Origin of the sequence: Hyphomicrobium sp., from assembly GCF_036262015.1 — a bacterium.
In the GTDB taxonomy this organism is placed as follows: Bacteria; Pseudomonadota; Alphaproteobacteria; order Rhizobiales; family Hyphomicrobiaceae; genus Hyphomicrobium_C.
The window spans coordinates 116,680-130,489 of record NZ_DATAJR010000001.1 but is presented as its reverse complement, the minus strand read 5'-3'; the positions used below and the strand labels follow the sequence as shown (position 1 = coordinate 130,489).

Here is a 13,810-nt window from a genome sequence, read left to right as displayed (position 1 = left end):
TCGACGTGAAGGGCGAAATTCTGGAGCTAAAGGCGACCATCAACACGATGGTGGATCAGCTGCGCTCGTTTGCGGCCGAGGTGACGCGCGTTGCGCGCGAGGTGGGCACCGAAGGCAAGCTCGGCGGTCAGGCCGACGTGCCGGGCGTCGCAGGTACCTGGAAGGATCTTACCGATTCCGTGAACTCGATGGCCGGCAACTTGACGGCCCAGGTGCGCGGCATCGCGCGCGTCGTGACCGCCGTTGCCGACGGCGACCTCAAACACAAGTTGACCGTGGAAGCCAAGGGCGAGATCGCCTCTCTGGCCGAAACGATCAACAGCATGACCGAAACGCTGGCCACGTTCGCCGATCAGGTGACGACAGTGGCACGCGAGGTGGGCGTCGACGGCAAGCTCGGCGGTCAGGCCAAGGTGCCGGGCGCTGCCGGTACGTGGAAGGGTCTGACTGAAAACGTCAACCAGCTTGCGGCAAATCTTACGACACAGGTGCGCGCCATCGCCGAGGTCGCAACTGCCGTGACCAAGGGCGATCTTACGCGATCGATCAGCGTCGGCGCCGAAGGCGAAGTCGCGGCGTTGAAGGATACGATCAACGAAATGATCGCCAACCTGCGCGACACGACGCAGAAGAATAACCAGCAGAACTGGCTCAAAACCAATTTGGCGAAGTTCAGCCGCATGCTTCAAGGCCAGAAAGATCTCGTGGCGGTCGGCCAGATGATCCTTTCGGAGTTGGCACCCGTCGTCGGTGCACATCAGGCAGAAGTGTACGTGTGGGACAGCCTATCCGAAGTTCCGCGCCTGAAATTGCTGGCCAGCTACGCGGGCGAAGGCCAGAGCGCACACGGCAAGGTGGTTGAGCTCGGAGCAGGACTCGTGGGGCAGTGCGCCCACGACAAGCGCCGCATCGTCCTGCACGATGCGAGCGCAACGCCGTTGCGGATTTCGACGGGGCTCACCGAAGCCTCGCCTGCCAACATCTTGGTTCTACCGATCGTGTTCGAAGGTGCCGTCAAAGGCGTTCTCGAGCTGGCGTCATTGGATAGCTTCAATCCCGTCCATCACGACTTCCTGGATCAGCTCACGGAATCGATCGGCATCGTGATCAACACGATCGAAGCCAACATGCGTACGGAGGATCTGCTGGAGCAGTCGCAGTCTCTCGCCAAGGAGCTGCAGAGCCGGCAGCTCGAACTGCAGAGCACGAACGAAGAGCTTCAGGAAAAGGCCCGTCTGCTCGCCTATCAGAACCAGGAGGTCGAGCGCAAAAACACCGAAGTGGAACAGGCCCGCCAAGCGCTCGAAGAGAAGGCGGACCAGCTCGCCCGAACTTCGAAATACAAGTCCGAGTTCCTGGCCAACATGTCCCATGAGCTGCGCACGCCGTTGAACAGCTTGCTCATCCTGTCCGATCAGCTCTGCCAGAACCGGGAAGGCAACCTCACGGGGCGACAAGTCGAGTTCTCGAAAACCATTCACGCGTCGGGCAAGGACCTCCTGACGCTCATCAACGACATCCTGGATCTCGCGAAGATCGAATCCGGCACCGTTGCCGTCGATGTCGGAACACTCCGTTTCGAGGATCTCTACCACTACGTCAATCGCACGTTCGGACACATCGCCGAACAGAAGAGCTTGGATTTCGAGGTCAGTGTCGATCCGCGCTTGCCATCTGCAATGGTCACCGACTCGAAGCGCCTCCAGCAGATCCTCAAGAACCTGCTTTCCAACGCGTTCAAGTTCACGCACCAGGGACGGGTCTCTCTCCGCATCGATCTCGCAAAGGATGGGTGGAACCCCGACAACGATGCACTCAATCAGGCGGCCGGCGTCGTCGCCTTCCACGTTACCGATACGGGCATCGGCATTTCGTCCGAGAAGCAGAGCATTATCTTCGAGGCCTTCCAGCAGGCAGACGGTTCCACGAGCCGCAAGTATGGCGGCACGGGGCTGGGGCTAGCCATCAGCCGCGAGCTGTCGCGGCTCTTGTCAGGCGAGATCAAGATCGTGTCGTCGATCGGTAAGGGATCGAGCTTCGCACTCTTCCTGCCACTCGACTATGTGCCGCTCCGCGCGCCGCGCCGCGCCGCGCAAATGACCTCAGCCCCGGACATCGCGTCCGGTTCGCCGGCAGAATCGGCAAATCTTGCGCTGCTCCAGGAGCGGCCGGCGGTCATCGAGCCAAATGAAGGCGACGATGTCGTCTGGTCGCCGGAGATAGAAATAGACGACGACCGAAATGTAATTGCCGCTGGTGAGGCGGTCGCGCTCATTGTCGAGAACGATCTCGCCTTCGCACGCGTCCTCCTTGAAACGGCGCGTGAAAGAGGGATGAAGGCTGTTGTGGCATCCGGTGGGCGATCGGCCTTGGCGCTGGCGCGCGAGCTCGAGCCCGCCGCCATCACGTTGGACATTGTATTGCCGGACATTGATGGCTGGCGGGTTATTGAAGGGTTGAAGTCCGACCTCTCGACTCGTCACATCCCGATCTGCGTCGTATCCACGGAAGACGCGCGCGATCGCGCCTATCATGCGGGGGCTTGGGATTTTATCGCGAAACCAATTCCGTCCAAGACTGCATTGGAAGAAAGCCTAGCCGCCTTGTTTGACAGCATCGGCCGTAAGGAGAGGCGCATTCTTCTAGCAACGTCGTCCGACGACGCAGCCATGGAGATGGTCCGCACCCTGTCGTCCGGCGAAACCATCGAAGTGGTGGAAATTTCCGAAGCCGCGCGGGCCGTGAAGGCCTTCGAGACGGATATCTTCGACTGCATCGTGATCGATAGCCGGTTGGAGATCGACCTTCTGGCTTGCGGGAAAAATATCCGCGACCGGGCCCCATCGGGCAATACAGCGCCACTGCCCGTCTTGATCTGGTCACCGGAAGGGATGGACGCCGCGCCTCGCGTCGACGGCTTCGTTGTCCGCACGATCCAATCGCCTGAACGTCTCTTGGATAGCATCTCGACGGCGCTGCACACCCCGGTTTTGACGCTTCCCGCGCCACACGTAGAGATGCTCGAGCGTGTAAACGACGCCGGCATCGCGCTGTCCGGAAAGAGGGTTCTGATCGTCGACGACGATGCCCGCAATATCTTCGCTCTGGCAACGCTCCTCGAAGATCATGGCATGGACGTCCGCTCGGCGAGCAGTGGACGCGACGCTTTGAGGATATTGGAGACGGAAACATCGTTCGATATCGTGCTGATGGACATTATGATGCCCGATATGGATGGCATCGCCACCATTCGCGCAGCCAGGGCCATTCCAGCGTGCCGTGAGCTGCCATTTATCGCCGTGACGGCCAAAGCCCTCAAGGGCGACCGCGAGCGTTGCATCGAAGCCGGTGCATGGGACTATCTCGCCAAGCCGGTTGATGCGGGCAGTTTGTTGTCGGTCATGCGGTCGTGGCTGTATCGATAGGGCCTTGATGAGGTTATCGCCATGAGGTCCGTTTCTGCTGACATCCTGATCGTGGACGATCTGGAGGAGAAGCATGTCGCGTATCGCGCCAGCCTAGAAGAGCTGGGTCAGAACATCGTGACTGTCACGTCCGGGGCCGAGGCGCTCCGGCTTCTGCTCGAGCGCGATTTCGCCGTCATTCTCCTCGACGTGAACATGCCTGATATGTGCGGGCACGAAACAGCCGCTCTGATCAGGAAACGCAAGAAATCGCGCCATACGCCGATCATTTTCATAACGGCGTTTGCAGACGATGCGCAGGCAGCCGAAGGATACGCGCTCGGAGCGGTGGACTACATCCTTTCTCCAGTCGTTCCGGAAATTCTGCGAGCAAAGGTGAAGGTCTTTGTCGACCTGTACCACATGCGTGCCGAGCTTGCGCGTTCATACGCGCTTCTCGAAAAGCGCGTCGAGGAACGTACAGCGGAGCTTGAAAGCACCGCTGAGACGCTGAAGAACGAGGTCAGCGAGCGCAAGCGCGCGGAGGAGCGGCTGTCGTTGCTGGTCAGCGAGCTGACGCATCGTGTGAAGAACCTGCTTGCCGTCCTGCAGTCCATTGCCATTCGCACGTTGAGCGATAGCCGGGACGTTGCGGAGGCGCGCCGCATCCTGATCGGGCGTCTGCATGCTCTTGCGCGCGCGCACGAGCTGTTGACCGAGGCCTGCTGGCGCGGGGCCGATCTCGGTCATATCGTCAACGCGGAAGTTGCAGGTTTTTCGGATCGTGTGCGTTCAGGCGGGCCGGAGGTCTTCCTGACGGCATCTGCCGTGCAGACATTCGCACTTGTGGTCCACGAACTTGCGACGAATGCCGCCAAGTACGGCGCGCTCGTCAACGCCGAAGGCCTTATCAATATCAAGTGGGATATCGTCGAGGCCGAAGAGGGGATGTCCTATCTTCGGTTCAAGTGGAAGGAGGCAGGCGGGCCGCCCGTCGTGCCTGCGACTCGCAAGGGTTTTGGTCTGACGCTGATCGGCACGATGGCCAACGCCATGACGTCCGATCCGAGTATCGAGTTTGCCACCGACGGACTCGCGTGCACATTGAATGTCCCGCTCGATGTCGTGGCATCGCATCCGGCTGATACGTTCAAGTTCCCGAGAAACGCAGCTATGGTCAGTTAAGGCGCTACGGATTTCTCCTCCGCGGGATCCATGCTTGCTGCCTGTTCAATCGCCTTGCGAGATAGCGACGTCTTCACTTGGAGATGTTCCAGATCTGCGTGGCTGATCACGAGATGAGGCAGACCGATTGCGACGGTCGTCTCTCCCAGTCCGAGAAATCCTCCGACACCGACAAGAACCGCGACGACCTTGCCGTCGCTGTCAATGACGACATCCTCAACCTTCCCGATGGACTCGTCGAGAATATTGGTCATCGTCGTGCCGATCAGCTTGCTGGCGCGCCAGTCGCTGGTTGTCTTTTCGTCGCCGGGAAAGCGGATCGGAGGAAGAGCAGTTGGAGCGCTCGGCGTCGCGCGAGGGCTGATTGCAGGATCGGTTTGATCGGATTGAATAGGTTGGGCGAATGCGAGCGTCCCGCCGCATGTCAGCAGGAGAGCCGCCAACCCCAGCGAAATTCTGCTCATCATGTGTGTAATCTCCGCTCAGGCGCAACGTAAAGAGCTGCTGCGCTAGAAACGGTTGATGCGTTCCGATGGTTCCGGGGCGAGCGCCGTGAGCACTGCCAGCGAAGTGCTAGCGCTGCGTCTCGTCGGGCATTTTCTCACCGAGACCGAACGCGCGATCGCCCGCAGGGGTTTCGGTCTGTGCTTTCACGAATGGCACATCGGCGGGCCGAGGGGCCGAGCCCACTCCGCGACCGCCATAGAGAGCGACGGCACCGGCAATGTCGCCCGGCTGCAGGCCACGCGCCTTCTCCACATAGCGGAAACTCATGAGCTGCCCTTCGGGGCTCGGATGATCGAGGCCGATGGCATGTCCAATCTCATGCGTCATCGTGAACCGCACGTCGTAAACGTCGAGATCTCCGTTGAAGCCGATTTTCCAAGGCTGTTGCGGATTGAAACAGATGAGAGATTGTCGGATCGCGCCCATGGCGGCCGCAGTGTGACGTGTCGCGTCCACACCGCTCTCCGACCCTTCGCGCAGCGCAACGTTCGTGAAGGCCCGTCCACGGGGCTTGGCGTCGGCGCCGATCAAGATTCCCGCGTCCGCAACCGAATTTGTTTCCTTGAATACAATGTTTGCTGCCTGCTCCCAGACTGAGAATGCCGCGCGCACTTCCTGCTTGAAGGCTGGCAAGCTGATGCGAGAGTCGCGAAGTGCGGCCTCGGGTGGAAGCATCGCATCGCAGTTGCGCGCACCGGGAAACTGTGCGGGCTCGGTCAGAAACGCGTAGCTGATCGTTGCCGGGAGGCCGCCCGCGGGCAATGCCCAGCGGACCTTGCGACCGCCGAGCTCAAGGAGTCGGAATTCGGATTGCTGAGCAGCGGTCTTGTCGTCGGCGTGCACATGTGTGCCAGCCAACATGGCCGCCAGCGCAGCGCCACCGGCTAGAATGAGTCCCCTCAACGGATCAGTGCTCCCCGCGAAAGTTCCTTCACTGCGATTGCTTGCGTATGCAGCTTTCTAGGTCGCCCAAAAGTGGAGGTCAATGATCTGCGCCGCGACATCCCCGACCGTGACGATGGACGTCGCGCGTTTCAAAAGGCGCCAATGTTCGGAACCTTGGATCTGGGAGCACGTTAAGCATCTGATACCGCCGTCACAATTCAAGGTACGAAGGCGCGGCCGGAGGTAGAGTCTGCCTGAGAAATCGGGCGGGCTCTTTCTAGGAGCTGTCGAATTGCGTGCGTGGCGCTAGTGGTGCGAGCGGAAGTTCCCGGGTGGCCCGAGCCGCCGCGCGAGCTGATCGAGCCAATTGACCACCGAGCGCGGCCCCGCGAAGTCCGAGACCTCATCCAGATACTGTTCACCGGCGACGCGAAGCGCAAACCCATGCATTCCCTCAGCGACAGCGAAAGCCGGCTCGTCGCCAATATCGTCGCCGATCATGATCGGCATGCGGTTGCGGAACTTGGGCAGCGCAGCCAGAGCCGCGAGGGCAGTTCCTTTGGAAAGGCCGGACGGAATGATCTCGAATAGGCGTTTACCCGGCATGAGTTCGAAAGCGCCGGCATGCTTGTCGAGAAAGCTATCGAGCGATGCAAGGATCTCCGCTTCCGCATGAGGGGCCAGACGATAGTGGACGGCCAGGCCAGGACCCTTGGGCTCGACGAGGACCCCTGGAATTTGAAGCGCGAGTTTCCGCAGAGATACAACCAGATCGTCGGGAAGCGCGGCCGAAACGCGCTCGATTTCGCCATCTGGTGACTTACGGAGTTCCGCCCCGTGAACGCCGGATGCCGGGAGGCGCAACGGTGCAAGAATTTGATCAGCCTCCGAGATCATCCGTCCGGTAATGATCGCGATGGCGCCGTCGAAAATGAGCGTCAGTTTCTGGAGCAGCGGGATTAGACCATCGGGGACCCGGACGCTCTTCGGGGTCGGCGCAAGATCCAGAAGTGTTCCGTCCATATCGAGAAACAGCGCGCATGTTTGCGGGTCTGTAAGAATTGCGGACGTGCAGGCGCTGAGGGGAGGATGCGGCTGGCGGATAGCTTCGGCTTTCATCAGCGAGTTGGACCTCTGATGGCGTTAGAGCGGGCGTCTGTTGTCTTCACCACCCAATCGCGCCAAAACGTGACGCACGTGTGGCCGGACGGAGCGTTTACAACGCCCAGCTTATCACATTTGATATCGGTTTTTCCGTCATACAGCCCTCCAGATCTTTGCGCCGCATGAGGCCGGTCTGGGTATCGACATATGCAAGAACGCTGGCTGCATTGATGGATGCTGCGCGCAGCGCAACGTCCGGATTGCGCCGGTCTGCGAGATACGCGGAGAACGTCGAGGCGAATGCATCGCCTGCGCCCGCGGTGCCTTGAACATCCGCCTCATGCGCCGGACAGTAGATCATCCGGCCCGACGTTGCGGAAAATGCGCCATCGCGCCCATCCGTCAAAACGACAGTGCCGACGCCGCGGGCGAGGAGCGCACGGCAGAAGGCACGTATGCCGAAGCGGCGGTTCTCGAACCGCAACCCACGCGTGGCCAGCGCCGGGATGTGCGCGCCTTCCGGAAAATCGAGAATTTCGCTGTCTGCCTCCTTGCGGTCCAGCATCGAGACGATTTCATCGGCTTCGCGCCGGTTGAGAGAGAGGATATCGAGCTGGGGCAGCGTCGCTTGAAACGCTGTGCCGTGCTCATGAAGCTGACGAATGCCGGGATTTACGGCAAGCAGTGCATTCTGCGCCTTCGCCTTGGCGACGATTTCGGGAAAGCAATGCGCCGCCTCGTTGGAGAGGTTTGCGACATACACAAGATCGGCTTGGAACGCTTTGCCGTGAAGATCGTCGGGCTTGAGCAGAGTATTGGCGCCGCGGAATGTGAACACCGCAGCATTACGATCGTGGGATGACACATGCACGGAAGCGCCGGTGGGCGCCTCGGGAGTACGTGCAAGCCAGCGGCAGGAGACGCCTTCTTCCTCAAGTCGCGCCAGGATCTGATCGGCTCTCGCATCGTGGCCGAGCTTTATCAGAGCCGCGCAATCGGCGCCGAGCCGCGCGAACGCAATGGCAGCGTTGATCGCCCCGCCGCCGCAATGGGTGGAGACTTCCAGCGCTTCGGTTTTCCGGCCCTCTTCGAGGAGCAGAAACGAAGCGCCTGCATTGAGAAGAGACATCCGCTCGATCGCGGCGCTTTCAATGATCGCGATGGTGTCGATCATCGCGCCGCCGATGGTCAGCACCTTCATGGCCCTGCAGGTCCTCCTGCGCGTGCTCCGGTGGCGAGGCTGAGGGAAGCAAGGATCATTCGCTGCGGCTCAAGGAGTTTGCAGCCCTGCTCACCTTTCCGCTGAATTTGTTGAGACGAGAGCTGAGCGATGGAGTGGCCGCGTGAGCTGCCTTTGGGCAGGGCGACCGCAACGGTGTCAGAGGTGCAACCACCCGCGCCCGTTCCTCCGCCGCAGACTCGAGCCGCGCAAGGAACGATCGTGACCACGTCGCCGTGTCATATCCGCGAATGACCTCCATCAGACGCGTATACCGCTCGATCCGCTCCGGCTTCTCCATTTCAAGGGCGGTTTTGATCGCGTCGGCCATCTCCTCGACATTGTAGGGGTTCACGATGAGCGCATCGACGAGTTGCTCTGCGGCACCTGCGAAGCGCGACAGGATCGGTACGCCGGGATCGTTCGGGTCCTGCGAGGCCACGTATTCCTTGGACACGAGGTTCATACCATCGCGCAGAGGTGTGAAGAAGCCGATGCCGGACGAGCGATAGATATCGCGCAATCGGTCTCGCGGCGTGGATCTATAGATATAGTGGATAGGCACCCAGTCCAGTTCGCCGAACATGCCGTTGATCTTGCCTGAGAGTGCCTCGAGCGTCTGGCGGATGTCGGTATAGGCTTCCACGCTTTCGCGCGTCGGTGGCGCAATTTGCGAGAGCACGACGTTGCGGCGGTACTGCGGATACTTTTCGAGGAACCGGCCAAACGCGCGAAATTTCTGCGGGAGGCCCTTGGAGTAATCCAATCGATCGACACCCACGATCCGCTGTGCGCCATCGTCATTGGATTGCACGAGCGGTGCGACAGGGGAGGCTTTGACGAAATCGTCCGCGTCGATGCCGACGGGGAAGCGCTCGATACGCAGACGCTGATCGAATACACCGACGCGGCCATCTTGCAGGATGCGGCCGGACACGCTGTCCTCGAAGAACTGAATCAGGTTTGCAACGTCGGCACGCGTTTGAAGTCCGATCAGGTCATACGCGGCGAGCGCGCGCGCGAGTTCCCGATGTTCCGGAATAGCGAGGAAGGTTTGCGACGGCGGAACAGGAATATGCAGATAAAACCCGATCGGGTTTGTAACGCCGGATCGCCTCAACTCAGCGGCGAGTGGAATGAGGTGGTAGTCGTGAACCCAGATGTGGTCGTCCGGCTGAATGTGTGCGCGTAACGCGTGCGCAAACCGTTGGTTGACGCGAATGTAACCTGCGTAAAAATCGGCTTCGAATTGCGCCAGGTCGAGGCGATTGTGAAAGACCGGCCAGAGAACGGAATTCGAGTAGCCGAGATAGTAATCGCGGTGCTCCTCCTCCGTCAGAGGCAGCGTAGCAAGTCCGCTCCTGCCCGCTCTTTTCACATGCTTTAGATCGGCTTGATCGGGAATATCGCCGTTGCCGACAACTTTTCCGTTCCAGCCGAACCAGAGTCCGGGTCGTGTTCGCAGCAGGTCGGCGATCGCCACAGCCACGCCGCCAGCCTGCGCGGCCTTGCGAAGGTCCATGACGCGATTTGATACAACGATGATGCGTCCCAAGCTTGCCTCCGTGCCCGCGCGCGAACGCCCCGCCAGCCGGATCGAAAGCGGGGTTCGACAAATTGGGCTCGAAGTTCAAACGCTTGAAGACGCGCCGGGTTCCGGTCCCGGGTCGCGCGGCCAAGCGTCCACCCAGTTGCGCGAGAGGTTCATGCAGGAATTGACGATACCGGCCATGGAATAGGTTTGGGGGAGATTGCCCCACAGCTGGCCGGTCGTAGGGTGAATATCCTCGGATAGGAGGCCGAACGCGTTTCGCCGCGAAAGAAGGTCGCTGAGTAGACCGCGTGCTTCCTCCACGCGCCCCGCCGCGGTCAGTGCATCGATGTACCAGAACTGACAGGCGAGGAATGACGTTTCCGGAGCGCCGAAATCGTCATTGGTATAGCGCAGCATGAACCCGCTGCGGCCCAGCTCGCGGCCGATAACGTCGAGCGTTGCCGTGAAGCGCGGGTCGCGGGCGGAAAGGAAGCCAAGCTCCGGCAAGAGAAGAACGCTTGCATCGAGCTCGTCATGATCCAGTGCCCCGGCGAACGCTCCGAGCTTTTTACTCCAGGACCGCGTGAGAATTTCCTTGCGCACTTTGTCGGCGTGGTGACGCCATGTCTCCGCATCGCCGGCAAGGCCAAGGAGAGCCGCGATGCGAGCCAAGCGGTCGAGCGAAACCCAGCACATGGTCGCGGAATGGGTATGAATGCGCTGACGCCCGCGATACTCCCAAATTCCGGCATCGGGTTCGAGAAAGACGTTGAGCGCATGATGCCCCAGCACTTCGAGCCTGCGGTACAGAGACTCGTCGCCCATGCGCGGCAGGCGTTGGTCTATAAACATCTGCGAGACGCCGAGGATCACGCTGCCGCAGGAGTCATGCTGAAGCTGCTCCGCGGCTTGGTTGCCGACGCGCACGGGTCCCATTCCGAGAAAGCCGGAGAGATGCTCGGCGACGCTCTCGACGAGCGGCTGATCGTGCACGATCCCGTACACGGGCCGCAGAGCACCCTTGGATTCGATTGCGAGCGTCGTGATGTAGTCGAGGTACGCTTCCATCGTTTGGGTCGCGCCCAAGCGGTTCAGCGCCATGATCACGAAATAGGCGTCACGTAGCCAGCAATAGCGATAGTCCCAGTTGCGCTGGCTGTGCGGTGCCTCCGGGATGGAGGTCGTGTGAGCCGCAACGATCGCTCCCGTTTCGTCAAAGGTGCAGAGCTGCAGAGTGATGGCGGCGCGAATGACGTCCGATTGCCAGTCCAGCGGAACGGCGAGGCCGCGGACCCAGTTGAGCCAATAGTCTCGTGTTCGTTCGAACGCTTCGCGCGAAACGGTATCGGCGGCCGCTTCGAGAGATTCGTCCGGCCCCATGACCAGGGTGACGGGCCGCGACAACGCGAACGACGTCTCGTGGACGATGTAGGAGAGGGGCGCGTCCGTGGTCAGCCGGAGCGTGAGATCGCCGCCGCTGTAGCGAATGTGATTGGACCCGACCACCTGAGCCGGGCGCGGCTGACCAAAGTTGAATGTCGGGCGAACGCGAATTTTGATGCGTGGCAAACCGATCGGCTCGATACGGCGAATGATCTGCGCCGGATGGAGCATGCGCTCGAAACGCGGATATCGCGGCGCGAAGTCGATGAGACGCACGCCGTTGCCGCTATCGTCCTCGATGACGGTTTCGATGATGGCCGTATTGCGCAGGTAGGCGGAGCGCGTACGAACGGCACCTTCGAGGACAACGTCGCAGAAACCCTTTTCTTCGTCGCCGGACAACAGACGAGAGAATACCGGATCGCCGTCGAAGCGCGGAAAACACCACCAGACAATGCGCGCGGAACGATCGAGAAGCGCCGCGATACGTCCGTTGCCGATGACAGCGAAATCAAGCGGTTGAGCAGGACGCTGATCTGCGGTCATTTGAACCGGCTCGAGAAGCATGGCTTGAGATTGGAACGGCAGATTCAAAGGTATGCACCCCCAAGGCCCGTTGGATTGTGTGATCTGACAAGGCAGTTGGAATTAAGCTTGGTGGCATGGGTGTGGCATAGTGACCACAATGTTTGAACGACGCTCACTGCCCTAGATCAATCACTTTCGTTGCGCACAAACCAAACGAGCACGCCGAAGGTTGTGAAGAGCATAAGCACATATATGAGGGCTACTAGTATGGCTTTCGATCCCTCGGCGCGAGATTGAACATAAGGCTACTGCGAGCCGAGATAGAGCGGCTCGCAGTGAAAACGGGGCTATTGCTAGTACTTCTTGCCCGCCGCTCCGGATGCGCCCTCGCTGGCGCCGCTGCTGGCAGAGTCGTGAACGAGCCCTTTCTGGCAACCGGCCAGGAATTCGGCGCTGGAAAGCTTGCCGTCCGCGTTGCTGTCGACCTTGGCGAAGTTCGCTACGTACGGCTGCGCTTGCGCGCTCGAGAGAGATCCCGAGCCTGCGGAATCTGCACGGCCCCACAGACTTTGGCAGTCGGCTTTCGACAATTTCTGATTGGCTGCCGAAGCGGATTGAACGAGGGCGGGTGCTCCGAATGTCACAAGGAGAGCGGCTATGCTCGCAGTGCACAGCATTTTCATTGATTCTACTCCCTTTTCCATTTCAGATGGGCAAGGCTTGAGACGCGACCTGCCGAGCAAAGAACGCTTGGCAATGATGGGGGTTCCGCACGACGCATCGTCTGCCCGGGTCGAAGGGGGCGCATGGTGAGCGTCGGCAGTTTTGGGCAACTCCAGACACGACAGGAGTGCGGCGCACACCAAAGAACTGATGCACGGACGGGGGACACTCTTTCATGATCCGAAGCAGGTGGGGTCGGGGCGCAGCGCGAAAGCGCCTCTCGGAGCTGGGCGAGATCGCGATGAAGGCGCTATCAGCCGTAGCATTTGGCGCAGCGTTGCTCTTGGTATCCGCGCCGTCTACGGCAGGCCCCGTCGACGCTCAGCAAAAGTACGGCGCGTTCGGACCAGAAGGAGCGCGGCTCCGCGAGCAGCTTTGGATCTTGCCGAGCGGTGACGCTGAGACACCGCTCCGCGCGACAGTTTTTCGTCCCGTCGATCCGCCTGGCACAAAGGGCGTTACCCGGCATCCATTGGTTGTAATCAACCACGGGACATCCGATGCAACCCGCCTCGCGGTTGCAATGCCAGTCTACTACTGGTTATCGCGCTGGTTCGTTGAGCGCGGATACGCAGTCGTACTTCCGCAGCGGCGCGGGCATGGCGCGACCGGTGGACCGATGGTGGAGGCAATTGGCAGCTGCAGCAATCCGGATCACTATCAATCGGGACTTGCCGCAGCAGATGACATCGGATCCACGGTATCCTTCATGTCTGAGCAGCCCTTCGTTGCGCCGGGAGAAACCATTGTGCTTGGCATTTCGTCCGGTGGATGGGCGTCGCTCGCGCTGGCGTCCCAAAATCCGGGCAATGTGCGCGCGGTAATCAACATCGCCGGTGGGCGCGGTGGGCATCCGTTTGGAAAAGTGGATGGCTCGGTGTGCGGTGAAAAGCGTTTGATCGATGCCGCTCGGTCCTATGGCGCGAAAGCACGCTTGCCGACCTTGTGGCTGTACGCGAGCAACGACAGCTATTTCCGGCCCGATCTCGCGCGCGCCATGGCGTCGGCTTGGCACGAGCGCGGAGGTGATGCCGAACTTCACGTGTTCCCGCCTTACGGTTCGGATGGTCACACGATCGCCGATGATCGCGCGGGCTGGGACATCTGGGGAACGGCCATGGAGCGTTTCCTCACCCGCCGGGGCGAAGCGCCCGTCGCAGCTTTGAACGAACCTCCGCCGGCTCCAATCGCGATGCCCGATGTGACGCCTGTCGAGGCAACCCCGGATAGCTCGGCAGAGACCGACACCGTCACAGCGTCGGACGGCGAAACGCGCGAGGCTGCAGGCCGCTAGTTTGCATCGAATGCAAAATGCCATCGGCGGGCGCTGGGTGCCTG

The 13,810-nt window shown here is 60.7% G+C and carries 10 protein-coding genes; 3 read left to right on the top strand and 7 right to left on the bottom strand.

What is annotated here, in order from left to right; translation table 11 throughout:
• Both VHO05_RS00640 and VHO05_RS00635 read left to right on the top strand, forming a co-directional pair.
• A partial coding sequence (locus VHO05_RS00640) for a response regulator (RefSeq protein ID WP_329644673.1) occupies nt 1-3,425 on the top strand: 3,425 nt, incomplete at its 5' end.
• A gap of 21 nt (nt 3,426-3,446) precedes the next feature.
• Nucleotides 3,447-4,589 carry a response regulator gene (locus VHO05_RS00635; RefSeq protein ID WP_329644672.1) on the top strand — a complete coding sequence of 381 codons (1,143 nt, stop codon included), beginning with the start codon at nt 3,447-3,449 and terminating at the stop codon, nt 4,587-4,589.
• Here the strand turns inward: VHO05_RS00635 and VHO05_RS00630 are convergent.
• From VHO05_RS00630 to VHO05_RS00600, 7 genes are all read right to left on the bottom strand, one after another.
• Complete coding sequence (locus VHO05_RS00630) at nt 4,586-5,056, bottom strand: PRC-barrel domain-containing protein (protein ID WP_329644671.1); 471 nt, start codon at nt 5,054-5,056, stop codon at nt 4,586-4,588. The two genes, VHO05_RS00635 and VHO05_RS00630, sit on opposite strands and share 4 nt — an antisense overlap.
• A gap of 106 nt (nt 5,057-5,162) precedes the next feature.
• Nucleotides 5,163-5,999, bottom strand: coding sequence for a matrixin family metalloprotease (locus tag VHO05_RS00625; RefSeq protein ID WP_329644670.1), 837 nt, complete (start codon nt 5,997-5,999; stop codon nt 5,163-5,165).
• 288 nt (nt 6,000-6,287) lie between these two features.
• On the bottom strand, nt 6,288-7,100 hold the full coding sequence (gene otsB / locus VHO05_RS00620) for a trehalose-phosphatase (protein WP_329644669.1): 813 nt from the start codon (nt 7,098-7,100) through the stop codon (nt 6,288-6,290).
• Nucleotides 7,101-7,197: 97 nt separating this feature from the next.
• A complete protein-coding gene (locus VHO05_RS00615; RefSeq protein WP_329644668.1) occupies nt 7,198-8,286 on the bottom strand; it encodes a carbohydrate kinase family protein in 1,089 nt (362 codons plus the stop codon).
• 55 nt (nt 8,287-8,341) lie between these two features.
• Nucleotides 8,342-9,859: an alpha,alpha-trehalose-phosphate synthase (UDP-forming) gene (locus tag VHO05_RS00610; protein WP_329644667.1), complete on the bottom strand. Its 1,518-nt coding sequence runs from the start codon at nt 9,857-9,859 to the stop codon at nt 8,342-8,344.
• Nucleotides 9,860-9,934: 75 nt separating this feature from the next.
• Nucleotides 9,935-11,767 (bottom strand): glycoside hydrolase family 15 protein, encoded by a 1,833-nt coding sequence (locus tag VHO05_RS00605; protein WP_329644666.1) that lies wholly within the window; start codon nt 11,765-11,767, stop codon nt 9,935-9,937.
• 335 nt (nt 11,768-12,102) lie between these two features.
• On the bottom strand, nt 12,103-12,432 hold the full coding sequence (locus VHO05_RS00600) for a hypothetical protein (protein WP_329644665.1): 330 nt from the start codon (nt 12,430-12,432) through the stop codon (nt 12,103-12,105).
• Nucleotides 12,433-12,647: 215 nt separating this feature from the next.
• On the opposite strand from VHO05_RS00600, the gene VHO05_RS00595 reads away from it, so the two are divergent.
• A complete protein-coding gene (locus VHO05_RS00595; protein WP_329644664.1) occupies nt 12,648-13,766 on the top strand; it encodes an alpha/beta hydrolase family protein in 1,119 nt (372 codons plus the stop codon).
• Nucleotides 13,767-13,810: the final 44 nt, after the last annotated feature.

Excerpts from the sequence above, each read along its gene's own strand:
- VHO05_RS00635 (WP_329644672.1), top strand. The coding sequence starts at position 3,447 with ATGAGGTCCGTTTCTGCTGACATCCTGATCGTGGACGATCTGGAGGAG.
- VHO05_RS00630 (WP_329644671.1), bottom strand. The coding sequence starts at position 5,056 with ATGATGAGCAGAATTTCGCTGGGGTTGGCGGCTCTCCTGCTGACATGC.
- otsB (WP_329644669.1), bottom strand. The coding sequence starts at position 7,100 with ATGAAAGCCGAAGCTATCCGCCAGCCGCATCCTCCCCTCAGCGCCTGC.
- VHO05_RS00615 (WP_329644668.1), bottom strand. The coding sequence starts at position 8,286 with ATGAAGGTGCTGACCATCGGCGGCGCGATGATCGACACCATCGCGATC.
- VHO05_RS00605 (WP_329644666.1), bottom strand. The coding sequence starts at position 11,767 with ATGACCGCAGATCAGCGTCCTGCTCAACCGCTTGATTTCGCTGTCATC.
- VHO05_RS00600 (WP_329644665.1), bottom strand. The coding sequence starts at position 12,432 with ATGAAAATGCTGTGCACTGCGAGCATAGCCGCTCTCCTTGTGACATTC.
- VHO05_RS00595 (WP_329644664.1), top strand. The coding sequence starts at position 12,648 with ATGATCCGAAGCAGGTGGGGTCGGGGCGCAGCGCGAAAGCGCCTCTCG.